Origin of the sequence: Mesorhizobium sp. B2-3-12 (assembly GCF_006442205.1) — a bacterium.
In the GTDB taxonomy this organism is placed as follows: Bacteria; Pseudomonadota; Alphaproteobacteria; order Rhizobiales; family Rhizobiaceae; genus Mesorhizobium.
On sequence record NZ_VFVR01000007.1, the window covers coordinates 129,955 to 154,461 of the forward strand.

The following is a 24,507-nucleotide window of genomic DNA, read 5'->3' on the forward strand; positions in this document are numbered from 1 at the left end:
GACAGAGACTGAGGAGGTCGGTAGATATAATATCCTGATCACTTTGCCCTTTTGATCCGGATTCTACATCATGGCCTACCAGAGCGAAAACCTGATCGCGCAAGCGCGCGAAATCCGCGAGGCATCCCGCGTCAGTCAACGCGCGCTCAGCGAGCGGGCTGGGCTGACGCAGAGCCACATTTCCCAAATCGAGAGCGGCAAGATGGAGCCGGGACTGTCGAGCTTCATCGACTTGACCCGCGCGCTTGATCTCGAGGTCATGCTTGTCCCGAAGAAGCTCGTGCCTGCCGTGTTGGGTCTGGTGAAGGCCCAGGCAACGCCCGACATGCATATCCATGCCGGTCAGCCAAACGACAAGCGCTTTGCCCGTGCCGAGCGCTTGGTCAAGAAAATGAAGCACCTTTACGGCAGCTCAGCCGACCTCGATCGCATCGAGGATACGCTTCGGTTTCTGCGGCGGGTGAATCTCAGAGATCAAGAGATGCAGTTGGTGCGCGAGCTGATCGCCCGCCTTGAGCGCTATCAGGCGAGCGCCCAAGCAGCACCTGTTGTGCGTGACATCGCACAGAACCTGCAGCGCCTGCGCAACTCGATCGCCCACCCCGCTCCGTCGGAACCACGACCCGCCTATTCGCTGGATGATGGAGATGCGGATGCCTGATGTCTCGGTTCTGGATGTACGGCTCTACGATGAGTCTATTGGCACGCTGACCCACCTGCAGGGCGATCGGACGATCTTTGCGTTCAACGAAGCCTACGTCGAGAATCCGCATCGACCGACCCTCAGCCTGTCGTTCAAGGATGACCTGGGCGGCCTCATTACCAAAAGTCGACCTACGCAGCGGGTGGTGCCGCCGTTCTTCTCGAACCTTTTGCCGGAGGGCGGCCTGCGCCGCTATCTCGCTGAGCGGGCCGGGGTCAATCAGCAGCGCGAATTCTTCCTGCTCTGGGTGCTGGGGCTCGACCTGCCCGGAGCACTCTCGATCCATCCCGCGGCCGGTGAAGGCCTCCCACCTGGTAATGAGGAGGATCTTCCGAAGAACGCCAAACCCAATGCGCTGCGCTTTTCGCTCGCCGGTGTGCAGCTCAAATTCTCCGCGTTTCAGAACGCAGGGAAGGGCGGCGGCCTGACCATTCCCGCCGAGGGCGTCGGCGGATCGTGGATCGTTAAGCTCCCGTCCCAGCAGTACACCGGCGTTCCGGAAAACGAATTTTCGATGATGACGATCGCCGGAATGATCGGCATGGAGGTGCCCATCATCAACCTGGTCGATCTCGATGCAATCGCCGGCATTCCCGAAGGAGTGGGTGAGTTAAGAGGGCAGGCGCTTGCTATCAGCCGCTTCGACCGATCCGGTGACGGTCCTATCCACACCGAAGATTTCGCGCAGGTGTTCGGGGTCTTCCCGGACGACAAGTACAGGCGTGCAAATTACGCCAACGTCGCGCGCGTGATCGGCACCGAAGCGGGCAATGGTGGCGCGGCCGAGTTCATTCGCCGCCTCGTGTTTAGCGCGCTGATCGGCAATGGCGACATGCACCTCAAGAACTGGTCGCTGATCTATCCGGACCGGCGTTCGGCCGCGCTCTCGCCGGCCTATGACCTGGTGTCGACCATTCCCTATATTAAGGGCGAGGACACGGCTGCGCTTAATTACTCTCGGACCAAGAAGATGGCCAAGCTCGATACCGATGAGCTTCGGCATCTGGCGGCCAAGGCACTTCTGCCAGAAAAGCTTGTCGTCAACACCGCCGCCGAAACCGTCCGACGATTTCGGCAAGTCTGGGAGGCTGAGAAAACGCATCTTCCTCTCGCCGATACCGTCGTGAAGGCAATCGATGCGCACGCTCCGACCGTGCCACTATTTAGCGAACTCGCATGATCAACACACGCCTCGGCACGCCGTCGCCTTGAGAGCATTCGATCTGGGCTTTCTATCGGGTCTCCGAGGGTTTAGGTAAGCCTCTTCTATGTTTTGCGCGTCTGAATGTAGGGTGTGCCGCAGTTTTCAGTCTCGAAGTTGTGCATCGGCGAATGGGTACCGTAAAAATAAAACGCAGCAGCGCGCCGCGCTCAAATTTGGCATCATCTGACGTTTGTCCGGGGACATCGATTTGCCTTCCCGCCTTGCCGAGGAGCATGGGCCATCATATCTGGACCCCCTCCGTTGCCCAACGCTGTCGGGTTTTGCTAACGAGGCTTTGACCTGGTCGCTGTGGTTTGAACGAACTGGACTTCAACAGAGCTGGCCTGAGCTTCGGTTCCAGCCGGGAGAGCGCCTGCAATGGCATTTCGATTTGTTCATACGGCCGACATCCGTCTCGATTCCCCTTTGCGCTCACTTGCGCTGCGCAATCCGGAGCTTGCCGAGTTCGTCGGGGATGCCAGCCGCCAGGCGTTCACCGCGATCGTGAATGCCTGGAGGAGCGTGTCGACGCTCTCGTTGTTGCCGGCGATCTTTACGATGGTGACCAGACCTCGATGAAGACGGCACGTTTTCTGGCCTCGCAGATGACGCGCCTGCACCAGGCCGGCGTCAGGGTCTACATGATCCGCGGCAACCACGACGCCATGTCGCGAATTGCGAAGCAGCTAGTCTCGCCAGACACGGCGACCATCTTTGGCGGTCGCTGCCAATCCGTGATCCAGCCTGGCGCTGGAATGGACGTCGCGTTCCATGGGTTGAGCTTCGCCAGTCCGAAGGCGCCCGAAAGCCTGCTGCCCCCGGCCCACGGGAGGGAGCTGTCAACATCGGCATCGTGCACACGAGCCTGGCCGGCTCCCCAGGCCATGACGTCTACGCACGCGAGCACGCTCGTTATGCCAGGGATTCCTCAGGGGAGAGATATCAACGAAGCCGGCGAGAAGTCGGTCACGCTGGTGACCATTCGCGATGAGCGCTCTGTCGAGATTGAGGAGAGGCTCACTAGTGTCGCGCAGTTCGAGCGCGTGAGCGTCGACTTGACCGGGGCGTTGGGAATGGAGCGAGGCCATCGCCCGCATCCGATCAGGGCTTGATCAATGTTGGTTGTCGCCGAAGCCGAACCAGATCCCGCTACCTTGTTGCCCTGGAGCTTGATCTTTCGACTCCCGCTGTCGGAGACTCGGGAAATGTTGCCGATCCAACCTTGGAACTCGCTCAGTCAATGCGGGCCATACGAGCTCGACTTTATCGAACCGACGGCATTTCGGCATCCTCCGGGGCCGTGCCGCCCGGCGACGCGCTTCGCCTGGGTCGAGACCGTGGTCCGAGACCCCAGCTAGGCTTTTTGCCCGTAGCTCGCCCGAGGTGAGTGTCCGAAAAGGGCATGAAGCTGCCAGTCCGCTTCCGGCCCCAAAGTCGCCGGACTGGAATGCGCCTGAAGTCGGGCGTTGAGGTCGGCTTTGCATCTGCCCGAAAGCAGACATTCCCGACGACCACGGGCTTATTTTGGTTGACGTCGTCAAGGCGCCGGTTCATGGCTGCCCTCAGCAGCACGCCGGACGGATCGCGAGATGACCACGCCCTTCCTCAGTCGAGTCGCCCATCCGGACCATCTCAGCGCGGCAGGTCAATTTCATCGCCTCGCGTCCAAACAAACTCGGCGGGCGCGGCTATGTCACTTAGACCGTGGACGGAATGCGCCGACCGTCGATGTTGAACAGATGGAGCTGCGTCAGGTCCGGCGCGAGGAAAACATGCTGACCTGGCGCTACACGAATCCGCTCGCGCAGCAGTGCGCTTAGCGTGTTGTTGCCGGCTTTGGCAACGATCAGGGTTTCCGCGCCGGTCGGCTCGACCACTTCGACCACGGCCGGCACACCGCTGTCGGCCAGCCTGAGATGTTCGGGCCGGATGCCCCACGCGAGGGCAGTTTCCGTCTTTTCGAATAACGGCAGAGGGAAAACCGTGCCGTCGCTGGCGGTAAAGCCCTCCGCTGTGGTGCTGCCCTGCAAAATGTTCATCGACGGCGAGCCGATGAACTGTGCAACGAACAGATTGGCCGGCCGATCATATAGGTCGAGCGGGGCGCCAACCTGTTCGACGACACCGCAATTCATGACGACGATCTTGTCGGCCATGGTCATGGCTTCGACCTGGTCGTGGGTGACATAGACGATGGTGGTTCCCAGGCGCTGGTGCAGCGCCTTGATCTCGGAGCGCATCTGCACCCGCAGCTTGGCGTCGAGATTGGAGAGCGGCTCGTCGAACAGGAAGACTTTCGGGTCGCGTACGATGGCGCGCCCCATGGCGACACGCTGGCGCTGGCCGCCGGAAAGCTGGCGGGGATAGCGCTCCAGCAGATCTTGCAGTCCAAGAATCGTGGCGGCGCGCATGATCTTGGCGTCGATGTCGCCCTTGTCGGTCTTCTTCAGCGTCAGGGCGAAAGCCATGTTCTCGCGGACCGTCATATGCGGGTAGAGCGCATAGTTCTGGAATACCATAGCGATATCGCGCGATTTTGGCGCGATGTCGTTGATAACCTTGCCGTCGAGCGCGATCTCGCCGGCGCTGATGTCTTCAAGGCCGGCGATCATCCTTAGCAAGGTCGACTTGCCGCAACCGGACGGCCCGACAAGGATGACGAACTCGCCCGCCGCGATTTCCACCGACACGCCGTGGATAACCCGCGCCTTGCCATAGGCCTTATCGACACCCGATATGGTTACCGCACTCATTGGTGGTTTCCCTCAAAAAGAGACCTTATCGCCGCCCTTGAGCTGCAGGATCTGCCGCGCCTCATCGGGGGTGGCGACCGAGGCGCCGAGCCCCTCGATGATCTGGCGAACCTTCTTCACTTGCTCGGCGTTGGATTCTGCCAGCTGGCCCTTGCCGATCCACAGCGAATCCTCCAGCCCGACGCGCACATTGCCACCCAGCGCGATGGCCTGGGTGGCGATCGGCAATTGACTGCGGCCGGCGCCCAGCACGGACCAATGATAGTCATTGCCGAACAGGCGGTCGGCGGTGCGCTTCATATGCGCGACGTCCTCCGGATGGGTGCCGATGCCGCCCAGTATGCCGAACACGCTCTGGACGAAGAACGGCGCCTTGACCAGGCCGCGCTCGACGAAATGGGCAAGCGTATAAAGGTGGCCGATGTCGTAACACTCGATCTCGAAACGCGTGCCGTTTTCCGAGCAGGTGCGCAGAATGTGCTCGATGTCACCAAAGGTGTTGCGGAAGATGCGGTCGCGGGAGCCTTCCAGATAGGGGCGCTCCCAATCATGCTCGAATGTCTTGAAGCGCTCCAGCATCGGATAGAGTCCGAAATTCATCGAGCCCATGTTGAGCGAGGCAACCTCCGGCGCGAAGGTCGACGCCGGCTTGACCCGCTCCTCGACGGTCATCGTCGCGGCTCCGCCGGTGGTGATGTTGACCACGCAGTCCGAGCGCTGCTTGATCACTTTCAGGAAGGGTGCGAAGGCTTCGGTCGACTGGTCGGGCCGGCCATCGGCGGGATTGCGCGCATGCAGATGGACGATGGCCGCACCCGCCTCGGCCGCGCCGATCGCGGCATCGGCGATCTCCTGCGCGCTCACCGGCAGATGCGGCGACATTGACGGCGTGTGGATCGAGCCGGTAACCGCGCAGGTGATGATGATCTTGTTCTGGTTCGCCATTTCAAAGGATCCTGTTTGACGCGCGCCTATTTAACCGCGCCTTGGGTGATGCCGGAGATGAACTGCTTCGACAGCACGATATAGAGCAGGGTGATCGGCAGGGCGGCCAGCGTCAGCCCAGTGAACAGCACCCCCCAGTCGGTGGTGAATTCCCCGACGAAAACCGTGAGGCCCTGCGGCAGCGTCTTGAACTTGTCCGACGTGATCAGCACGAGCGGAAAGAAGAAGTCGTTCCAGATCGGCACCGCATTCTGGATTGCGACGATGACCAGGGCCGGGCGCGCCAGCGGCAGCATGATCGAGCGCATGATGCGAAATTCGCTGGCGCCGTCCATGCGCGCCGACTCCTCCAGTTCGCGCGGCAAGGTCCTGAGAAAGCCGGTCATGATGAACACCGCGGAGGGAATGCCCATGGCAACATAGACCAGCACCAGGCCGGCATAGCTGTCGACCAGGCCAAGCGAATCCAGCTGGATGAACAATGGAATGATCGCCAGTTTCAGCGGCACCGTCATGCCGCTCAGGAAGAACATCAGCACCAGCGCGCTCAGCCTGAACTGGTAGCGGGCGATGGCATAGGCGGCCATGGTGCTGAACAGAAGGATCAACGCTACCGCGGCCAGGGTGATGCCGAGGGAATTGGCGAGGTAGCGGACGAAGTTGGTTTCGCTCCACACACGCTCGGCATTGGCCAGCGAAAAGTGCGCGGGCAGGGCGAAGGGCGAGCTGAAGATCTCGGCATTGGTCTTGAAGGACGACATCACCATGACGAACAGCGGATAGATCATAATGATGGCGTTGATTGCCAGCATCAGCTGGATGGCGCCGTTCTTCAACAGCTCGCCGCGTTCCCTGGTGCCGACCGCTGCGCTCACAGTTCGATCTCGCGACGGCGCAGATAGCGAAGCGCGATTGCTGTGACGCCGGCAACGATGATGAACATCATCACGGCCAGCGCGCTGCCTTGGCCAAAATCCTGGATGCCAGTCGTCGTCGAGCCGAAGGCGGTGCGGTAGAAATAGAGGCCGAGGACATCCGTAGCGCCGCCGGGCGAACCAGTGAGGCCGGCCATGACATAGGGAATTTCGAACCAGTTGAAGCTGCCGATGAAGGTCAGGATGGTGACGATGGTGACGCTCGGTGCAATGAGCGGCCAGATGATGCGCGTCATCAGCACATAGTCGCCGGCGCCGTCGAGACGAGCGGCCTCGATCACTTCCTTGCCGACGCGCTGCATGCCGGCGAGCAACACCAGTGTCGGGAAGCCGAGCCAGTGCCAGACATTGGCGAACAGGACGCTGCCGAGCGCGGTGTTTTCATTGCCGAGCCACGGGATGGCGCCGATGCCGACAAGCGCCAGCGTCTGGTTCACCAAACCAAACAACGGATGCAGGAACAGTTTCCACAGGAAGCCGACGATGACGGCCGACAGCACGACAGGCAGAAAGACGATGACCTGGTGGATCCGGTGACCGGGCAGCGCCTTCAGCAATGCGTAGGCAAGCAGGAAGGCGGTGCCGTTCTCGAACACCATCAGGGCCACGAAGGCGATGATGTTGTGTTTCAGCGCATTGTAAGTCCAGCCGCTATAAGGCTGTTCGAACAGCACCTTGCGGAAGTTTTCGAAGCCGATGAATCCGGTCGGCTGCAGGCCGTTGAACTCATAGAAGGCAAGGCGGAAGGCCGAGAGCAGCGGCCAGAGCACGAACAGCACCATGACCACCAGGGCCGGTGTCAGCAGGGACGCGATCCAAAGTGACCGGCGCCACGGAAAGGCTTTTTTCGTGTGGCGCCGGCCGCTGTTCATGTCACTTGCCCTGGAAAGGCTTGTACCATTTGGCGAGGCCGTTGGTCAGGTCGGCGGCCAACTGGTCCGGGGTGATCGAACCCGACATCATCTTGGTGATGTCGCCCTGCAGCAGCTCCGATCCTGTCGGCTTCTCGAAACGGAAGTAGACGACATTGATATGCGGCATGGCGGTTTCGTTCAACTTGGCGACGTGGGCAAGGAGCTCGTCCTTGATGACGACGCCCTTGATCGGCGAGATGTTGCCGAGCAAGGCGGAGAACTTGTCACCGAACTCCTTGGTGCCCATCCAGTTGACCAGCTTGAGCGCGGCCTCCTTGTTGGCCGACTTGGCGTTGACGGCATAGCCGCCGTCGAAGAACTTGGTCACCTGCGGCGTATCGCCGGCCTTGGCCATGGGGGGCGCGACGAAGTCCATGTTGATGGCCGGGTTCTGGGTCCGATAGCTGGCGATATCAAAGCTACCGCCGGCCAACATCGCCGCCTTGCCGCTGATGAACAGCTGGCCGGCGGTGTCGTAGTCAATGCCTTCGAAACCGGGCGGCATGTAGTCGCGCAGTTCGAGCAGCTTGCCGAGGGCCGCGACATAGCGCGGGTCCTTGAAGGTGGTCTTGCCCGATGTCAGGTCGCTCACAAAGTCCTGGCCGAGGAACGGGTTGGTGAAGATGGCCACGAACATCTCGTTGAACCAGCTGGTGCCCATGCCGTTGGCCAGTGGGTAAATACCCTTGTCCTTCAGCGCCTTGCTGACGGTGATGAACTCATCCCAGGAGGTCGGCGGCGTCAGTCCGGCCTTGGTGAAGACGTCCTTGTTGATGAACAGGCCGAGCGTCTGCGAGGCGAAGGGCAGGGAATAGACCTTCTTGTCGGCGCGGTAGGTGCCGGCTACCAGCGCATCGGCGGGCTGGTTGGCGAGCGAAGGCACCGTGGTCAGATCCTGCGGCTCGAAATAACCCGCCTTCACGAACTGCTCCAGCCAACCGTAAGCGTGGGTGTGGATGACGTCGCCGCCCTTGCCGGCGGCCAGCGCCGTCGAGACGATGGTCGGATAGTTCTCGTCCGGGAAGGACTCGAACTTCACATGGATGTCCGGGTTGGCCTTGGTGAAATCGGCGAAAAGTTCGTTGTAGGCGGCCTTGTCTTCCTGGCGCCAGGTCCAGAACGAGATGTCGGTGGCATGCGCCACGCTGGCTGCCAATCCCCATGCCAAAGACGCGGCCGCGAGAGCCAGCCCAATCCTTCTCCTGCTCATGTTGCAATCTCCCAATCGCGCTTGATGCGCTTTTTACGACGATTATCAAATCATAGTTCTTGCCGTCTGGAAAGATAGTTTGTAAAGTTTCCTAACTAATTGGGATCGGACGCGGCAACCTCGCTTCGTCCCGGCTTGCGCGGTGGCTATCGGTGACCCAGAAGATCATTGCAGGCGTTGATATAGGCGGCACCAAGACACGCATCATGGCGTGCCTGGGCGAGCGCATGATCGCCGACGAGGTGCTGGTGACGGAGAGCTGGCGCATTCGCCAGATGGAGACCGATGCCGATACGCTGGCTGGGATCGTTGCCGGGTTGTGCGGCGGCGTCGCCCCCGCTGCGCTAGCCGTCGGCGCGCATGGCTGCGACACGGATGAACAGTGCCTTCGTTTCCAGGCGTTGCTCTCCGGCAGGACCGGCGGTGCAGTGCAGGTGGTCAACGATGCCGAGCTGATGGTTCCCGCCGCCGGCTATATCGATGGCATCGGCGTCGTCTCCGGCACAGGCTCCATCGCGGTGGCACGGACAGTCGATGGCAAGATGCTGGCAGCCGGGGGCTGGGGCTGGATCCTTGGCGACGAGGGCAGCGCGCCGGCCCTGGTGCGCGAGGCGGCCAAGGCGATCCGCCATAGCCTCGACCGGGGCAAGGATGGCGACCCGCTGATCGCCGCGCTGATGCGCGAACTCGATACCGACGACCAGACCAAGCTTGGCATCCTGCTCAATGAAACACGCGGTGCGGCGGTCTGGGGCCGTTACGCCAATGCCGTGTTCGACGCGGCGTTCGCCGGCTCGGCTCTGGCTGTCCGGGTCATCAGGGAAGGCGGGGCAGGGTTGGCCGCATTGGTCGAACTCTTGATCGACCGCGGCGCCAATCCCGCCCTTGTCGTGGCTGGGGGCGGTGTCATCTCGGAGCAGCCAATGCTGATGGCGGCATTCGTCGAGGCCATGGCAAAGGTCTCGCCGTCGAGCCAGATCGTGCTGCTGCGCGAGCCGCCGGTGCTCGGCGGCGTCGCCTTGGCCCGGCGGCTGCTCGTCGGCCAGGGGCTATCCTCGCACATTGGAGTTGTTTGAATGATGAAGCGTATCGGCTATCGCCCGGCGGTGGCGCGCCAGACGGAAAGTCTCGAGATTGGCCGACGCTCGGTAGCAGAGGCGCTGGAGAGCCTCGATCTCGCTACCTTTGTCGGCAAGACGATAGGGCTTGCCGGCATCGGCGCCAGCTATCAGGCGGCCCTCGCCGGCGCGCTTTATCTGCGCGCCTCCGGCATCAGGGCCTTCGCCTATACGCCGACCGATCTCTATGGTCGCACGGACGCGGCCGCCGATGCCTTTATCGCGCTGTCAGCCTCCGGGCAGAGCCGCGAGATCTCCGATGTCATGCGCGAGGCGTCGGGCTCGCCGCGCCTGGCGATCTGCCGTGGCAGCGACAATCCGCTGGCTGATCTGACTGGCGCGGTGCTCGCCACGGATTCGGGCGCCGACAATGGCGCCAGCTCGACCGGCTATACCGGGACCTTGCTGGCACTTGGCATGCTGATCGACCGGCTGGCCGGCAACAGCTTCGACTGGACTCGTTTGCCCGGCGCGGTCGCCACCCTTCTCTCCGGTGCGGAACACGTTGCCGGACAGGCGGCACGGCTGCTGCAGGGCAGAACGTCGATCGATATCGTCGGTGCCGACACCGGCTTCGCCAATGCCGGCGAGGCGGCGATGCTGGTCCGTGAGGCGGTCCGCGTGCCGGCCTCGGGATGGGATACCCTTAACTATCTGCATGGACCGATGGAATCGCAGGATGCGGCGACCGGATTGATCGCCATCGGCGATGGCCGCGAGGTCAAGATCGCGCAGGACATGTCCGGCTTCGGCTGTCCTTCCGCGCTGGTGACGAGGCGCACCGATGTCGCCGGCGCCGAAATGCTGGTGGTGATCTCCCTTCCGACCCTCGGCAACGCCATGGCGGACGCCATATTGGAAATCATCGCCATCCAGCTTGTCGTCGGCGACATGCAGGACGCGGCCGGCCTTACCGACATCACTTTCCGCTATCGCCAAACCGACACCAAGCTTAAGCCGTGGTCGCCGACGGAAGTCTGACGTCCCTATCCGGACAGGTGGAAATTGCCAAACCGGCTAGCAATGGGGCATTGAGAGAGGAATACGGCTTTCGAGTCGGGGCGGTGATCGCGCTTTCTCCGACTGAGACAGGATTTCAGGCAAAGGTCGAACGGCTGAGATGGCGGCTGCGGAAATCCCCAATCTGACCGAGAGCGCCCGCGCCGTGCTGCGCCTGCTCGCTTCGCATGGGCCGGTGACACGGCCGAAGCTCGGCGCCATGCTCGACCTGTCGAAGCCGACCATGTCGGCCGCCGTGTCGGAACTGAGCACGCTCGGCCTCGTTGCCTCCCGCGGTCTGGAACGCGGCGCCATTGGCCGCACGGCGACGATCTACGGCATCGGTCCGGGTGCGGGCTACGCGATTGGCATCGATGTCGGCGCCGCCCAGGTGCGGGCGATTGCCTATTCGATGGACACACAGAAGCTTGCGTCGGCGGAAGAACCCATTCCAGACGGCAAGGCCGGCGATGCCGACCAGGTGGGCGCCATCGTCCTGTCGGTGGCGCATGCCACAATGGCCAAGGTCGGCAAGAGTTTTCGCGCGCTGCGCGCCATTGCCGTGGCAGTGCCGCGCATTGTCTCCAACGATCGTTTCGATCGCCCTGGCGGGCCGTCCGCAGTGCTTGGCCTGCTGCGCCGCAGCATCGCGGTCCCGATCATACTGGAAAACAACGTCAACTGCGCGGCCATTGGCGAAATGCATTTCGGCGCCGCGAAAGGCCACCAGACCTTCGCCTTCCTGCAGGTTGGCGTGCGGGTCGGCCTCGGCTTCATCACCGAGGGGCGTCTGTTTCGCGGCGCCGGCGGTGCGGCCGGCGAAATTGGCCGCATGCCGTTCCCGTGGTCAGCCAGCGAGACGCCCTATCGTGAGGGGCTCGAACATTATCTCGGCTCACGGGCGCTGATCGAGCGCTGCCGTGCCGACTGGCCCGCCGGGGAGGGCGCACCGCCGGACTCGGCCAAAGGTCTGTTCGCGCGCGCGCTTGAGGGGTCACGGCCGGCCATGATGGCCGTCGAGCGTCATGCCGCCGATATCGGCAGGCTGGCGGCCGGCTGCATCGGCATGCTTGACCCCGGGTTGATCGTGCTTGGCGGCGGCGTAGGCCGAAACCCGTTGATAACGGAAAGCGTTGGAAACGTTGCGGCGGAACTCGCATGGCCCACACGGATCGCCGTCAGTTCGCTTGAAGATGGCGGCACGGCGCTGGGTGCCATGAAACTGGCCGTCGACTACAGTCTCGGACTGATGTTGCGCGAAGGCCGCCATCCGGCTGTCGTTCTGCCGCCATTGTCCGGGTTGCAGGCGGACGCAAGGGATAGTTGAGGAGAAGGCAGGCGCGGAGCGCCTGCCTTCGATGCGGGATTACGCAGTGCCCATACGCGGCCGCAGCGACTTCGCGCGTCCGGGAAGCCACGGCATTGACCTTGGCGGTTGCCTTGGGGGATGCTTCGGTGACCGCGTCAGGTCCCTTTGGAGACGCCTTCGATGCGGATGACGTCGATATCGGTCATACCGACAAACCGAGTACGCTGGGCAGGTGAGGAACGGCATGGTCGAATTGGACGGCAGCGCCTTTGGAATAGATTCCGCCGGAATCCAGCACGAATAGACCTTCTTGCCGGTGAGGCCCTTGGGACCGTGCTCGCTATGGACGAAGCTCTTGCCGGAGCGGGGGTGCCCTTGCCTGGCGCTAACCCGCGATACGGGGCAGGCGGTCATTTCGGCGCGAATAGGAATGTATCGGTCCGTGAGATTGGTGAGCGCTAGCGCGCTATCATCGAGGTCGTCGCGGAAAACATCGAGCCGGTAGCCAACTGCGTGGGAGATCGAAAAGGCCTTGCGCCTGCAACTTACCTCAAACAAGAGGAGACAATTCACATGAAAGCCATCGTAGTGACGGACCAGGCTGCGGGAATGGCCGGAATGACGCTGGTGGAGCGGCCCGAACCACAGGCGGCCATAAACGACGTCGTGGTACAGGTTCATGCGGCGGGTTTCGTCAACACTGAACTGGAGTGGCCTTCGACCTGGGCGGATCGGGCCTTCCGTGACCGGACGCCGTCGATCCTCGGCCATGAGCTGGCCGGAGTGGTCACTGCACTGGGTTATGGCACGACGGGGCTGTCAATCGGTCAGCGGGTGTTCGGCCTATCAGACTGGCATCGCGACGGCACACTTGCTGAGTACGTCGCCATGGAAGCACGCAATCTCGCGCCATTGCCCAGTGATGTCGACTTCGAGGTGGGGGCCAGTCTGCCGATCTCGGGCCTGACGGCATGGCAGGGCCTGTTTCAGCACGGCCACCTTCAGTCAGGACAGAGCGTGCTCGCGCATGGCGCCGCCGGCGCCGTCGGCTCGGTGGTGACGCAGCTTGCGCGGGAGGCCGGCGCCTATGTCATTGGCACCGGTCGCGCCGCCGATCGCCGGAAGGCGCTCGACTTCGGCGCAAACGAATTTGTTGACCTCGGGAACGACGCCCTGGAAGACATTGGCGGCGTCGATCTGGTGTTCGATGTCATCGGTGGCGATGTCCAGAAGCGGTCCGCCGCGCTGATCCGGGCCGGAGGAACGCTTGTGACAGTCGTCGGCCCGACGAATATTCGACCAGCAGATGGCCAGGCGATCGACTTCGTCGTCGAGGCTGATCGCGCGCAGCTATCCGAAATGGTTCACCGAATTCGGGACGGAAGACTGCGGACGAACATCGGCAAGGTCTCAGCCCTGGGCGATGCCGTGGACACGTTCAACTCGGCTGAGCGGCGCACGGGGAAAACGATCATCCGCGTCCGTCCGTGAGGACTCGGGGAGAGAGCGCGTTCTCCCGCACGCTTTACCTCGCCGCAAGAGGCTCGGAACAGGTCCGAGTTTAATGTGCAATCAGAACCGCAAGCTAAGATCGATCTTGGTGCCTTGGTCGACCACGCTGCCGCCGAACTCCGCGGAATAGGAGAAGCCGAGCGTCGCGTTGTCCGACATCTGCATCTCGATGCCTGCGTCGATCACCGCTGCGTCTCCGGCGATCGGCACGCCGGCGATAGTGAAGGCCTCGCCACCGGCGAAGGCCACGGTTGACAGGGGCGTGGTATCGCCAAAGGCATGACGCCAGCCGAGCATGGCGCGTGCGGTGGCGCTGACGTTGCCCAGCATCAGTTCGGTCGAGCCGCGCAAGCCGAGCGTCGTGAAGGTGGCATCCATGGTCGAGCCGGTGCTGGTCAGCGCCGCCGGGCCACCGGTCTCGGTGAAGTCGTCGCTGTGCACGCCGACATAAGCGAGGTTGGCGAACGGCTCGAGCTTGAAGCCGTTGCTGATATCGACCTTGTAGGCGAGTTCGCCAAAGACTTGCGCGATGCCGGCATCGTAGTCGGACGACAGGCCATCGGCAAAACCGTTGAACGCAATGGAACGATGTGTCGATAGACTGCTCCAGCTATATGCGGCACCGCTGCGGAAGGCGATGGCACCCCAATTGGTGCCGCCATAGAGGCCGAGATGGTAGCTGTCGGCGTTGCCGGAGGAATTGCGGTTGCCGGCATCGAAGGAGGAATGGCTGTACCCGCCGAGCAAACCGACACGCCAGCCGCCCACCAGCGTGTCGGCGCCAGCCAGCAGGCCGCCGGTGGAGCGGTCGAGGGCGGCGGCATTGCCGTCGCCATCGGTCTTGCCCCAGGAGCCAAAGGCCTGGCCCCAGACGGCGAACCGGTCAGTGTCGGCGGCAGCCATTTCGAGACCGCCTTCGCCATAGGTCATCACCGGCAGCGCGGCGGAGCCGGCATCCCCGAAAGCGGCACGAATGCGGCTGTTTGCGGCGTCGCGGACAAAGCGGCTGTCCTCGACTAACATGCCTTTGGCGGATGCGACGATCTCGCCCGACAACTGGTCGAAGGCATCGCGGGCGGCCGCCACCGTCGGCAGCACTACGATAGCGTCATGGATGGGATTGCCACTGCCCACGCTTTCAGCGCCATTGCCTGCGGCGATCTGATTGAGCGTCTGACCCGCATCGGCGAAATCGCGCACCTTCGTCACATCGAGATAGGCGTTATCGGCGTCGTAGCTGTCCGTCATCGACAGGAACGCGGTGTTGGTGATGCCGGTGATCGAGGCGAACTCCGTGCCGCCGAGGCCGCCAGCGGCGGTCAGCACCTTGAATTGCCCCACACGGGGGCCGTTGACGCTAATCGCCAACGTGGCCCCGCTCAGATCGGCCACGCCGGTCACCCTGGCGAACGACGACGTCACGGGATCGACGAACACCTGGTAAATGCCACCGTTAAAGTTGAGATCGCCGGAAACCGTAACGAAGCTTCCCGGCACGCCCGACCCCGGCGCGAACACCCCACCGCTAATGAGAGCGTCGCCGACTGCGCCGGTTCCCTTCAGTGCCCCGCCTTCATTGACTGTAATCAGCGACGATGATCCGAGCGAGCCATTTACGATTAGCGTGCCGCCATTGACATTCGTCGCGCCGGTGAAGCCCGAACTGTCGGCGGTCAGCATGGTGGTGCCGCTGTAATGGTCAAGGCTGTGCGTGCCGACACCAGTGCTGGCTAGGGCTGCGGAGAATTCGTAGGCGGCGCCGGCATGGTTGAAGACCAAACTGCCGACGCCGTCGCCAAAATTCAACAGCGCGGCATCCAGCGTTCCCGGTGCTGCGGCCGGATTGCCCGCCGCTGCCCCGATCACAAGCGTGCCGGTGCTGGTAGCGTGGTCAGCTATCGAGACCGCGCCCGCGCCGCTGGTGCCCACGCGAACCGTTCCGCCATCAGAGATAGCGAGTACGCCGGTGCCGGCATCACCGACATGGAGCTCAAGAGAATTCTCCCACAGCGCGCCGGCCCCCGAGACCATTCCCCCACCAATGCCGCCACTGTTGGTGCCGATATAGCCAGACTTGTTCTTGACGGTGCCGCCCGCGCCGACATTGAGCGCGCCGGTTCCGGAAACGCCAACAATGAGAATGTTGGAATTCTGCCACAGCGCACCTGCTCCCGCGACCGTCATGGTTCCATTGCCGGTGCCTGCCTGACCGATATTACCAAACGTACTCTTGACGGTGCCGCCCGCCCCGATTGTGAGGGCGCCAGTGCCCACATAGCCGACACGAAGACCCGTGGAAATGTACCACAGCGCGCCTGTCCCCGCGACCGTCGCGAGCCCATCGCCGGTACTGCTTGTGCCGATATAGCCATCCCCGCTCTTGACCGTGCCGCCGGCCCCGACACCAAGCCCGCCGGTGCCGTTATTACCGACATTGAGATCGAGAGAACTCTCCCATAACGCGCCTGTCCCGGCGACTGTCACAGTGCCGTTACTGGTGCTACCGGTACCGATAAAGCCGTACGTATTCTTGACCGTGCCACCTGCGCCGACGTTGAGCGCGCCGGTTCCGGAAAAGCCGACATTGAGAGCGTGGTAATTCTCCCAAAGCGCGCCCACACCAGCAACCGTCGCAGTGCCACTGCCGGTGCTGCCGGAGCCGATATAGCCATAGCGGTTCGTGACCGTGGCGCCCGCCTCGACATTCAGCGCCCCGATGCCGTCATGTCCCACGTGAAGATCGTAGGAATTTTCCCAACGCGCGCCAACGCCTGAGACCGTTGCCATGCCATTGCCGGTGGAGCCCCAGCCTATGTAGCCATAAGTATTGGTGACGGTACCGCCCGCCGCGACATCGAGCGTGCCGGTGCCATGATTGCCGACACTGAGTTCCTGGGAATTCTGCCACAGCGCCCCAGCCCCTGAGATCGTTGCGGTACCATAGCCGGTAGTGCCCCAGCCAATATAGCCATACGAATTCTTGACCGTGCCATCCGCCCCCACATTGAGCGTGCCGGTCCCGGAAATACCCACACTGAGTTCCTGGGAATTCTCCCACAGGGCACCCGCGCCCGACACAGTTACCGTACCATTGCCGGTGCCGCTGCTGCCGATATTGCCGAACCCGTTCGTGACCGTGCCACCCGCCCCGACGGTGAGAGCGCCGACGCCGTGCGTACCAACGTAGAGATCACCTGCGACGTGCAGATCAGGCGGAGCTGTCACGGTCGTATCGTCGATGATCATCTGGGCGATGGCGGATGTTGGCGCGAGCGCCGCCGCGACCGCCAGCACCAAACACCAGCCGTGACGTCGCCCATAGACGCTTGGCCAGCGGACCATCCATGCGTCCGCAGGGTGGAGGATGCAGCCGTACCCCTCGCGCATAGTCTCGTCGGCCATTTGATGCGATCTCCGATTGAGAAAAGAACCTGGCTTGCAGCAATGCGTCTGAGGCGGCCCGCTATGGCTTGACCTTCCCAGGCTCGACGACGAGTGACGGTGCCTTGGGTGGAGGACCGGAGCCGGCGGGCTTGACCGGAACGGCAGCAGGCGTCTCCGGGGCTTGCGGGCCGCCTGGCGTGAGGTTGACCGAGACGCCGTAGATTTTCCATTGCCGGTTGACGGGCTCAAACAGCAGCTCGAAATTTACCTTTAGCGGAGCTGACGGGAAGAAGCCCGCCATGTGCAGCATGCCGTTCCGTTCGATCTGCGGCAGCAGGGTCAGTTGCGGCTCGAGCACCGCGACGGCGCTGAAATCGAGCCCCTGGTTGCGCTGGCTGGCGAAGATATCGCCGAGCTTGGCAGCACTGTTTGCCTGGAAGTTCGGCGAGCCGAGATCGCGCAGCACGGTGTAATTGCCGGTCTTGTTCGCCTGGTCCAAGGCCAGCAACGCACTCCTTGTCAGAATCAGCACACCATTGCGATCGATGTCGGCGGCCTGAGCCGCCTTCTGGCCGACGCGCTTTTCCTTGGCCTGCGCGTGGGCGGGGAACGGCGGCCCAGCGATCGTCGCGAGTGCCAGAATGGCGCCGGCAACGATCGCCCCCCGCCCAAGACAGCTTGGCCGCACGCCGGTCCGCCATATGCGTGCGATCGGCACTGTCGAAGCCAAGGTCAGTTGAGGGTCCAGGACGCGCCGAGGCTGACACCGACATCGCCATGGTTCGTGGTTGCCGAGATCGCGCTGTTGAGGCGGAAGTCGAGGCTCGGGTTGTAGCCCAGTCCAAGCGCCAGGCCCGACTGCCCCTTGAAGTTGCCGAATCCGCCGGCAAGTGACAGCTTGCCAGCACGATCGTCATAGCGCAGTCCAGCTGTCGCCAGCGCCAGGGCTGTTCCGGCCCGCGCCTCGGTGCGGTTCTCGCTGATCTGACCGCCGAGATGCTGGAAGCTGGATTCCAACGCGCCGACCCGTCCATCGAGCTGCGCGATGTTGGTGGTGTTGGCGGTGACCCGCGTGTCGAGACCGGAAATCTGGACGGTATTTACAGCGATAGCATCGGTGTTGCTGGTGATCCGCCTCTCGTGGTCGGCAAGCTCGGTCGTGTTGTTGGTGATGCGCGTCTCGTGATCGGCGAGTTCGGTGGTATTGGCGGTGATCTGTGTTGTGTGACTGTTCACTGTGGTGTTCAGAGCGGTGATGTCGGTGCTGTTTTGGGCAACCTGGGCCGGCAGGGCCTCAAGCGTCGCGGTATCGAACGTCGAGGCTGCGAGGTTGCCGCTGCCATCCGTCGTCATCAGATAGGTCTGGCCGCCTTGGGCATCTTTGCTCGCCTGCGAATTGACGCCTGCCAGCGTATAAGTGTTTCCGCCGGTGCCGATCGCCACCTGGTTGTCGCGGGCGGTTGATGTGCCTTGGCCGAGTGCGGTAGAGCCTGTAAAGTTGGCTGTCGAGCCGGCGCCCAGCGCGGTGGCATTCAGGGCATTTGCGGTTGAATTATGGCCGAGTGCGGTGGCTTCATCTTGGCCCGAGGCACCCATGCCAGCTTCCGCACCCATCCCCACGGCCGTGTCACCGCTGCTCAATATGCCGGGAGCAAACCCCGCTTTCGCGTAGGCACCAAACGCGGCCCCTTGGGCCCTGGCACCCGCGCTATAACCAACAGCGGAACCTTCTACACCGGCCACCGACGCATTCGGGCCGATTGCGACGCCGAACGGGTCCGGAGTGAAGGCAAATCCCAGTGGCAGATTTGTATCATCGCCGCAGGCAAGGCTGTTGGCATTGCCGCCGTCGTGGCCGCCGGCGCACTCGCCGGCCGACGCATCCTCTAGAGCGAATGTCGCGATGACAAACCCCATCGAAGCAACCAAAGCCATCGTTGAAACCCGATAGCTTCGGTCAGGTCGCTGCGTTACCGCAGCTCCGCCCAGAATGCCCGTCAACGCTCGAATGTCCATGATAGCCCCCGATTCCAAGTCCCCGTTGAGACCGGAAGAGCCGATCCGAGGACATCCATGGCGGGAGCTTTGCCGGGCGACTGCTGCTTTGCCTACCTGTCATATGGCAGGGGTGTGGGCATTTTTTTCCGCCTGTTGCGCCGGAACTTCGGGTTGGCCCTCACCTTTGGCGGCCGAGGGGCGTGGCACTTTTGAGCAGCGCGACGAGCTGGCTCTGCTGGCTTGTTCCGGTCTTGCGAAAAATTTGCTCCAGATAGTAGCGCGCGGTCGTGGGTTGAATGCCGCAGATCAACGCTGTCTGCTTCAATGACTTGCCTGAGGTGAGCGTCGCGGCAAGTCGGGCCTCGGCCGGCGTCAGATCGAACAGGCCGTTCAGCACACTCGGCGACGGCACCATGTTGCTGGCGCTAACCGCTGTCGCGGCTACCAGGATGTCGCCACCTGAAAAGATGTCGTGCGCCGCTCGCCGCAACGGTACCAGATGAATGACCAGCCCAGGCTCTTCCTCCTTCGCTGGGATGGGGATCGAGCGCACGACCTGACTGTGCCTGTTGTGAGTGATTGCTTCCTGAAAAAGCGCATTGGCGACTGTGTTGGTGAGTGCCATGCCTCCCTGAGCGGTAGCGAGGACAACCGACCCCATGTCTTCCAGAAGGGCATTGGTGGTCAAGGTCCGCCCCGACGCGGTCAGCACCGCCGCAGGCAACCCGATAGCGTCCAGCGCCGAAACGGTAGCCTTGGCTTGTTCCATTCCCAATCGCGCGGACACCAAGCCAGCGCGCGCAAAATGCGGACGAAGCAGGTTGAGCCGGTCCACCGAGGCCTGATCTGGAATGCCTTGGTCGGTCCATCGCTGGAATACAAACGTTACCAGTTCGCCGGTCGGCATTGAAACCGCTGAACAGAGGTGAGCGCCAATTCCCGCCGCCCGCAGCCGCATCCGCACCGCATCCTGTTCGATTTCTTCCTCGCTCATGAAGGCTTCGACATGGACGAAGCTCGATGGGTTCATGTCGTACATGCGCATGACGCCAGGAGACATTTTCCAGTTGTGACCGATCAAAAATTCTTCAAACAGGGGCCGGATCTGGTCGTAGGCGGCGTTGTGACCCAAGGAATTGTCGCTTATTCTGCCGCGTGTTGGAGAACTATCGCTGATGACGAAAATAGAGCCGCTGACTAAGCTCAAAATGCCGCTGGCCGCCTCGAGGACGCCGGCCCACAGATCGGGGATAAAAGCAGCCTCGTAGATCTCGTCTGTAAGATCATCGAACATCGGCCTTACCTTTTTCGGGCGAGCGTCAGGGATGGACAACCGCACTCGTGTCAACCGACCCTCCTCCGAACATGCCACGCTTAAACCTGTGGTCAACCAGAAGATGTTCTTGAGCGGAAGTATTGTTAGCCTGAAGGCCGATACCGGGCAGCATTCTCCTCACCGCCGCACGATTGCAGGCGGCTCTCCAAACACGATCCGGCCACGACCAAAAGCAGAGTGAAGGAGGCCGACGCGGTGCCTGAGAGCTACTGCGCCCGCCATGCGACCCGCAGGACCACCAGGCGCTGACAGAGAGCGAGGGCGACGCCGTCAATGTGATGGCTCGATTCGCTATCTGCCCCAACAGGGAATACAGTGCCTTGGTCGTCTGTGACGGTTTCCGGCAATCGGACGCTTGGAAGTGAACATCATGCTTTCGCCCCGAACAGGGGGAGCATGAGCACCGTCCGATCATATCTTCTCAAAGTCGTTCACTACTATGAGAAAGCTCTGTCCATCCAAGATAGGGCCATCGAGCGAGAGCGGGCAAAGGGTCGCCCTGTGGAGCAGGACCAGCGCCTGCTTGAGAGCATTCGCGAGAGCATGAAGAGGGCGCTTGAAGCACTCCGGCGCGTCGAGCACCGTTAGGCGCGCCCCGCGTCGAAAGGAGTCTCTCTCCTAAAGACTGAACGTGTATTCGAAGATGTGGCCTCGCTTCTCGTCGGCCACCCTGATCCAAATCTGCTCGGTCGTGCGCAATGTCACGTCGCGCTCCGTCGCTTCGCGTGCGGCTCTGATCGGCGTCGTTGCGTTGACGACGTGAGTGGCGGTGACCGTCTCTCCGTCCATCTCTTCGACCTGATATTTCGGCACCCTCAATCTCCCGGAGCATCCATTCCGATGCGCAACGTGAATCCGTGCCCTTCGTTGCACTGCGCAGGAATTCCCAGGTTTGGAACCATTTTAGCGCAAGCTGATTGAATCGCGTTGGTAGCAATCGCGGGGCGCGAGGTGCCGCAATATCGGGTTGAGGTCATGGCGGCCGGATTGGTTGTGTGGTCGAGCATGGTCACTGCCCAGCTACCGTTCAAAGCGGCAGAGGCACACATCGGCCAGCCCGTCACATTCAGGCGACAGGAAGAAAACTGGTTCCGTGTCACCGAGATGAAGGGCGAGAAACGAACCTTTGCTTACGTTGCCCGGATGAGGACTACATGAGTACGCGCGGCGTCAATTTCCTCGACAAGTGGCTAAGCAGCAATGTGTCTGGCATGGCCAGTTCAGACGTGCTCTCCGTCGCCGAGGCGATCCAGAAGCTTTTTGCCGACGGAAAGGCAATCGGGATCAGCAGTACCGAGATCGAGGAGGAGACCGGGAGCGTCTATGAAGCGGTGTCCGATGCCATCGTGCATCATGATGCTGGTCTTCTGGACTGAGGAATTCGCAGGTCGACACGCGGTGCGCGCTCTCGCTTCTCTGTACCAATCCGTACGCGTAAGCGCAGGTGAGGAACAAACGCGACGCACCTATGTTCGAGGGGCATGGCGCTCTATAATTTCGACCTGAACGACAACGGAACTCTATACCCGGACACCGAAGGTACCGACCTTCCGAGCCTGGAAGCCGCTGAAGATGAGGCATCACGGGCGCTGATAGAAATAGCAAGGGGCCGGATGCCGGACGGCACATTCGCAGAGGTGCCCTGCATGTCGGTCTTCAATCACAAACCGGTGAGCGCCGAACGAAGCGGACGGCGGCGCGCTCACGGCGTCGCTGTCAAGTTCATGAAGAACTGATCCGAATTTCCCCAGCAGAAATGATTTTTGCCGCCTGCGAAGCTTACCCCTTGTCGACCCGTCGGAGAGCTTTGAGCGCGACTTTCAAGCTCTCTCGCATGCTCTCAAATATGGTCTCGTCCTGCTCCACGGGCCGACCCTTTTCCCGCTCATGCTCGACGATCCGGTGCGACCGCAATTGAATATGGTCTCATCGCGCGTTGATCGCGCTTGCCATCATTACCGGTGCAGGCGCGCTTGGAAATTCGGTCAACACCAAGTTCACCAAGACCGGCAAACGTTGAAGCGCAGCGGGTCTTAATCCGCGTGTCTCCTCGGCCAATCCTAGCTCGTAGTAACGGGTGAGGCGCCGCGGACCATCACCGAGTCGCAAGATTCCCGCCTTGGGCTCAGACATTGACCGGGATTCAATGAACGCGGGCCTGCCAGCTATTTCAGCCGTGTCTTCCGTCAGCAGACCGGCATAACGCCGACCCATCTGAGGCATCCGGACCGGACGGAGGCGAATGCGTTGCCAATTCAGCTCGGCAAGCTCGGCATCTATGCCGATGGCCGGATCAATGATGGCCGGCCGTTACGTTACCGCGATGACCTTGCCCGTTGCATCAAGGCGACACAGGACTTTCGCCTGTCGCAGTTGTACGCCACCCCGGAGCGCATACTTTATTCGCACCTCGATCGGCGCCGCCAGACCAGCGTTGCGTTGGCGCATCGGGCCGCCGCTGACGGCGGATACGCGCACGGCGCCAAGCGGCGTCGCGGCAGACGCGATAGCCGCGCGGCACGCATTCACAACTTTGGGCGGCGTGCCTGGCTCCGCTTTCAGCGACACCAATGGCGCAAAGGGATAGCCCACCTGAGATCGCCCAGGTTCGCCGCCACGTGTGCTGAAAGGCTTCAGGAGGGATGGGAGGCTGACAGCGGTTGTTGCGCTATTCGCGGAGAAAACCGCGAGGTTGTGGGCGGGCGCGGTGTCCGCAGTGCCCGACGTTGCTGTGCCGGCACCTGTCGAAACGCCTGCGCTGGTGGTTCCCGCAGTGTCACCAGCCGAAACGCCTGCGCCGACTGACCCGGTGCCAGCGTTCGCGGTCGCGCCAATGCTTGCGCCACCCACACTTGCCGACGCGCCAACGCTAACGCCGCCTGTACCCACTGACGCGCCAGCGCTTGCGCCTCCCGACCCGCCGACACTTGTACCCACCCCAGCGGAAACGCCTTGCGAACCGACGCTGACTCCAGCGCCCGCGCCAAGGCCGCCGACCTTGCCACCTCCACCGACATCGAGGGCCGCTGCTGGTCCGGCGGCGGCTACGATCATCAAAGCGGCTGCCAGGTATTTGCCCATTTCGGAAACCTCTGCGGCATGCGTTAGCGCCAGCTTAGATGCGCTCCTGGCCATCGTCATCTAGCCGGGGTCGGAAGCAATGCATCGGGGAGAGTAATCGTTGTCGCCACCAGAACCCGCTTCGGCGATCTTGCAATCTTTGCTTTGTTTTTGTCCTGCAAACCTGTTTGACGGGCGGGTTGGCCATTACGGCCGGCAAGGGAAACTGTGGTGGAACGCGTCCTCGGCGCGTGCTCGATCTGCGCCGTGCGGCGCGCGATTTGCACCTTGACAAGGTCGATCGCCTTTCGCGCGGCGGTAAGGACAACCGACATGTCGGTCACTTTTTGACGCTCTTGCTCCAATGCGGCGCTCAAGTCGGCAGATGTGTGCCTTGCCGCGTCTCTTTCTTGACGGGCAACGTCGACATCACTTGCGGCCGAAGCGGCGCGCGCGCGTTCCAGGTCCAATGCCTCGTTGGCATGCTTTGCAGCAGCGACAGCCAACTGGAGGTCGGCGGCTCGCTCGGTCACAGCCAAATCTGCGCGTCTCGCATTGGCATCGCCGACCTGACGGGCCATTGCGAGTTCGTGTTCGGATTGTTCGACCTTATCCCGCTTTTCGGCAAGCGATTGATTTGCCACGGCCAGCGACGCTTCCATTGCGTTGCGTGTTTCGTTCGAGGAAATGACTTGTGCATTCAAGCCTTTGATGACGCGCCGCGCGGCCTCCAGATCGAGCTTGAGAGCTTCGTTGGTTTGGTTCGCCTCATTCAAGGCGTTTGCTTGCTCCGCTGAGGTGCCGGCCAGCACTCTTGCCTGCGCGCTTGCTGTACGCTCGGCGTGCTGGCTCTGGACCAACTGGGCCTTTGTCGACGCCAGTTCACCTCGCGCAGCAACGATCTGCTGCTGCATTTCGGCGCCATTGTCCGTCGGAGATATCAGCGCCAAGAGGAAGATGCCTCCGGGAACGGCGCTCCACCTCCAATGGCGGATGCTGAAGCGAACCCACGCCGGGCGAATATCGAACTCCTCATAATCTTCATGTGTGGGTGTCACTGGGCACGGTCCTCTGTCTACTAGGCACCCCTCGCGGTGCTCAAGAAAAACGCCATAATGGATGCGCGT

General features: G+C 62.2%; 21 protein-coding genes and 3 pseudogenes. 11 read left to right on the plus strand and 13 right to left on the minus strand.

Annotated elements, in window-relative coordinates; all coding sequences use genetic code 11:
• The first annotated feature begins 70 nt into the window (after window positions 1-70).
• The 3 genes and pseudogenes from FJ948_RS20240 to FJ948_RS20250 all read left to right on the plus strand — a co-directional run.
• The gene (locus tag FJ948_RS20240) at window positions 71-661 is read left to right on the plus strand and encodes a helix-turn-helix transcriptional regulator (RefSeq protein ID WP_140707481.1); all 591 of its coding nucleotides are present in this window, start codon (window positions 71-73) and stop codon (window positions 659-661) included.
• Window positions 654-1,883 (plus strand): HipA domain-containing protein, encoded by a 1,230-nt coding sequence (locus tag FJ948_RS20245; RefSeq protein ID WP_140707482.1) that lies wholly within the window; start codon window positions 654-656, stop codon window positions 1,881-1,883. Before FJ948_RS20240 ends, FJ948_RS20245 begins: the two co-directional genes overlap by 8 nt.
• A 402-nt stretch (window positions 1,884-2,285) precedes the next feature.
• A pseudogene (locus tag FJ948_RS20250) lies at window positions 2,286-2,971 on the plus strand (DNA repair exonuclease); the annotation flags it as partial.
• Window positions 2,972-3,604: 633 nt separating this feature from the next.
• Here the strand turns inward: FJ948_RS20250 and ugpC are convergent.
• Genes ugpC through FJ948_RS20275 form a run of 5 tightly spaced genes read right to left on the minus strand, consistent with a single transcriptional unit; the run spans window position 3,605 to window position 8,664 of the window.
• Window positions 3,605-4,660, minus strand: coding sequence for a sn-glycerol-3-phosphate ABC transporter ATP-binding protein UgpC (gene ugpC, locus FJ948_RS20255; RefSeq protein WP_140707484.1), 1,056 nt, complete (start codon window positions 4,658-4,660; stop codon window positions 3,605-3,607).
• 12 nt (window positions 4,661-4,672) lie between these two features.
• A complete protein-coding gene (locus FJ948_RS20260; protein WP_140707485.1) occupies window positions 4,673-5,605 on the minus strand; it encodes a 3-keto-5-aminohexanoate cleavage protein in 933 nt (310 codons plus the stop codon).
• A 26-nt stretch (window positions 5,606-5,631) separates the two neighbouring features.
• Window positions 5,632-6,480 (minus strand): carbohydrate ABC transporter permease, encoded by an 849-nt coding sequence (locus FJ948_RS20265; protein WP_140707486.1) that lies wholly within the window; start codon window positions 6,478-6,480, stop codon window positions 5,632-5,634.
• A complete protein-coding gene (locus tag FJ948_RS20270) occupies window positions 6,477-7,412 on the minus strand; it encodes a sugar ABC transporter permease (protein ID WP_140707488.1) in 936 nt (311 codons plus the stop codon). Before FJ948_RS20270 ends, FJ948_RS20265 begins: the two co-directional genes overlap by 4 nt.
• Before the next feature lies 1 nt (window position 7,413).
• Window positions 7,414-8,664 carry an extracellular solute-binding protein gene (locus tag FJ948_RS20275; protein ID WP_140707490.1) on the minus strand — a complete coding sequence of 417 codons (1,251 nt, stop codon included), beginning with the start codon at window positions 8,662-8,664 and terminating at the stop codon, window positions 7,414-7,416.
• 152 nt (window positions 8,665-8,816) lie between these two features.
• On the opposite strand from FJ948_RS20275, the gene FJ948_RS20280 reads away from it, so the two are divergent.
• The 3 genes from FJ948_RS20280 to FJ948_RS20290 all read left to right on the plus strand — a co-directional run bounded on the left by FJ948_RS20280 (window position 8,817) and on the right by FJ948_RS20290 (window position 12,108).
• On the plus strand, window positions 8,817-9,740 hold the full coding sequence (locus FJ948_RS20280) for a BadF/BadG/BcrA/BcrD ATPase family protein (protein ID WP_140707492.1): 924 nt from the start codon (window positions 8,817-8,819) through the stop codon (window positions 9,738-9,740).
• Window positions 9,741-10,763: an SIS domain-containing protein gene (locus FJ948_RS20285; RefSeq protein WP_140707494.1), complete on the plus strand. Its 1,023-nt coding sequence runs from the start codon at window positions 9,741-9,743 to the stop codon at window positions 10,761-10,763.
• A 139-nt stretch (window positions 10,764-10,902) separates the two neighbouring features.
• Window positions 10,903-12,108: an ROK family transcriptional regulator gene (locus FJ948_RS20290; protein ID WP_140707496.1), complete on the plus strand. Its 1,206-nt coding sequence runs from the start codon at window positions 10,903-10,905 to the stop codon at window positions 12,106-12,108.
• A gap of 58 nt (window positions 12,109-12,166) precedes the next feature.
• Here the strand turns inward: FJ948_RS20290 and FJ948_RS20295 are convergent.
• Window positions 12,167-12,456, minus strand: a pseudogene (locus FJ948_RS20295) (NAD(P)H-dependent oxidoreductase); the annotation flags it as partial.
• 207 nt (window positions 12,457-12,663) lie between these two features.
• Between FJ948_RS20295 and FJ948_RS20300 the strand changes: the two are divergent.
• Window positions 12,664-13,581, plus strand: coding sequence for an NADP-dependent oxidoreductase (locus FJ948_RS20300; protein ID WP_140707498.1), 918 nt, complete (start codon window positions 12,664-12,666; stop codon window positions 13,579-13,581).
• Between the two features lie 81 nt (window positions 13,582-13,662).
• Here the strand turns inward: FJ948_RS20300 and FJ948_RS20305 are convergent, their stop codons facing one another.
• The 5 genes from FJ948_RS20305 to FJ948_RS20325 all read right to left on the minus strand — a co-directional run bounded on the left by FJ948_RS20305 (window position 13,663) and on the right by FJ948_RS20325 (window position 21,133).
• A complete protein-coding gene (locus FJ948_RS20305; protein ID WP_140707500.1) occupies window positions 13,663-17,004 on the minus strand; it encodes an autotransporter domain-containing protein in 3,342 nt (1,113 codons plus the stop codon).
• Between the two features lie 61 nt (window positions 17,005-17,065).
• The gene (locus FJ948_RS20310; protein WP_224542500.1) at window positions 17,066-17,611 is read right to left on the minus strand and encodes a hypothetical protein; all 546 of its coding nucleotides are present in this window, start codon (window positions 17,609-17,611) and stop codon (window positions 17,066-17,068) included.
• Between the two features lie 107 nt (window positions 17,612-17,718).
• Window positions 17,719-19,002, minus strand: a complete 1,284-nt coding sequence (locus FJ948_RS20315) for a YadA-like family protein (RefSeq protein WP_140707502.1) — start codon at window positions 19,000-19,002, stop codon at window positions 17,719-17,721.
• A 160-nt stretch (window positions 19,003-19,162) separates the two neighbouring features.
• Complete coding sequence (locus FJ948_RS20320) at window positions 19,163-20,278, minus strand: helix-turn-helix transcriptional regulator (RefSeq protein WP_140707504.1); 1,116 nt, start codon at window positions 20,276-20,278, stop codon at window positions 19,163-19,165.
• Window positions 20,279-20,938: 660 nt separating this feature from the next.
• The gene (locus tag FJ948_RS20325) at window positions 20,939-21,133 is read right to left on the minus strand and encodes a hypothetical protein (RefSeq protein WP_140707506.1); all 195 of its coding nucleotides are present in this window, start codon (window positions 21,131-21,133) and stop codon (window positions 20,939-20,941) included.
• A 341-nt stretch (window positions 21,134-21,474) separates the two neighbouring features.
• On the opposite strand from FJ948_RS20325, the gene FJ948_RS20330 reads away from it, so the two are divergent.
• From FJ948_RS20330 to FJ948_RS30675, 3 genes and pseudogenes are all read left to right on the plus strand, one after another.
• Window positions 21,475-21,696, plus strand: a complete 222-nt coding sequence (locus FJ948_RS20330) for a DUF768 domain-containing protein (protein WP_140707508.1) — start codon at window positions 21,475-21,477, stop codon at window positions 21,694-21,696.
• A 105-nt stretch (window positions 21,697-21,801) separates the two neighbouring features.
• A complete protein-coding gene (locus FJ948_RS20335) occupies window positions 21,802-22,056 on the plus strand; it encodes a hypothetical protein (RefSeq protein ID WP_140707510.1) in 255 nt (84 codons plus the stop codon).
• A 162-nt stretch (window positions 22,057-22,218) separates the two neighbouring features.
• Window positions 22,219-22,340: pseudogene (locus FJ948_RS30675) on the plus strand (Flp family type IVb pilin); the annotation flags it as partial.
• Between the two features lie 290 nt (window positions 22,341-22,630).
• On the opposite strand, the gene FJ948_RS30680 reads toward FJ948_RS30675, so the two are convergent.
• Complete coding sequence (locus FJ948_RS30680) at window positions 22,631-22,912, minus strand: hypothetical protein (RefSeq protein ID WP_224542481.1); 282 nt, start codon at window positions 22,910-22,912, stop codon at window positions 22,631-22,633.
• A gap of 360 nt (window positions 22,913-23,272) precedes the next feature.
• On the opposite strand from FJ948_RS30680, the gene FJ948_RS30685 reads away from it, so the two are divergent.
• Window positions 23,273-23,428, plus strand: coding sequence for a hypothetical protein (locus FJ948_RS30685; RefSeq protein WP_224542480.1), 156 nt, complete (start codon window positions 23,273-23,275; stop codon window positions 23,426-23,428).
• A 29-nt stretch (window positions 23,429-23,457) separates the two neighbouring features.
• Here FJ948_RS30685 and FJ948_RS20355 read toward each other — a convergent pair whose 3' ends face one another.
• A complete protein-coding gene (locus FJ948_RS20355; protein WP_140707514.1) occupies window positions 23,458-24,438 on the minus strand; it encodes a hypothetical protein in 981 nt (326 codons plus the stop codon).
• Window positions 24,439-24,507: the final 69 nt, after the last annotated feature.

Coding starts and splice junctions, on each gene's coding strand:
- FJ948_RS20240 (WP_140707481.1), top strand. CDS start 71: ATGGCCTACCAGAGCGAAAACCTGATCGCGCAAGCGCGCGAAATCCGC.
- FJ948_RS20245 (WP_140707482.1), top strand. CDS start 654: ATGCCTGATGTCTCGGTTCTGGATGTACGGCTCTACGATGAGTCTATT.
- ugpC (WP_140707484.1), bottom strand. CDS start 4,660: ATGAGTGCGGTAACCATATCGGGTGTCGATAAGGCCTATGGCAAGGCG.
- FJ948_RS20260 (WP_140707485.1), bottom strand. CDS start 5,605: ATGGCGAACCAGAACAAGATCATCATCACCTGCGCGGTTACCGGCTCG.
- FJ948_RS20270 (WP_140707488.1), bottom strand. CDS start 7,412: ATGAACAGCGGCCGGCGCCACACGAAAAAAGCCTTTCCGTGGCGCCGG.
- FJ948_RS20275 (WP_140707490.1), bottom strand. CDS start 8,664: ATGAGCAGGAGAAGGATTGGGCTGGCTCTCGCGGCCGCGTCTTTGGCA.
- FJ948_RS20285 (WP_140707494.1), top strand. CDS start 9,741: ATGATGAAGCGTATCGGCTATCGCCCGGCGGTGGCGCGCCAGACGGAA.
- FJ948_RS20290 (WP_140707496.1), top strand. CDS start 10,903: ATGGCGGCTGCGGAAATCCCCAATCTGACCGAGAGCGCCCGCGCCGTG.
- FJ948_RS20300 (WP_140707498.1), top strand. CDS start 12,664: ATGAAAGCCATCGTAGTGACGGACCAGGCTGCGGGAATGGCCGGAATG.
- FJ948_RS20305 (WP_140707500.1), bottom strand. CDS start 17,004: ATGGCCGACGAGACTATGCGCGAGGGGTACGGCTGCATCCTCCACCCT.
- FJ948_RS20315 (WP_140707502.1), bottom strand. CDS start 19,002: ATGGACATTCGAGCGTTGACGGGCATTCTGGGCGGAGCTGCGGTAACG.
- FJ948_RS20320 (WP_140707504.1), bottom strand. CDS start 20,278: ATGTTCGATGATCTTACAGACGAGATCTACGAGGCTGCTTTTATCCCC.
- FJ948_RS20330 (WP_140707508.1), top strand. CDS start 21,475: ATGAGTACGCGCGGCGTCAATTTCCTCGACAAGTGGCTAAGCAGCAAT.
- FJ948_RS20335 (WP_140707510.1), top strand. CDS start 21,802: ATGGCGCTCTATAATTTCGACCTGAACGACAACGGAACTCTATACCCG.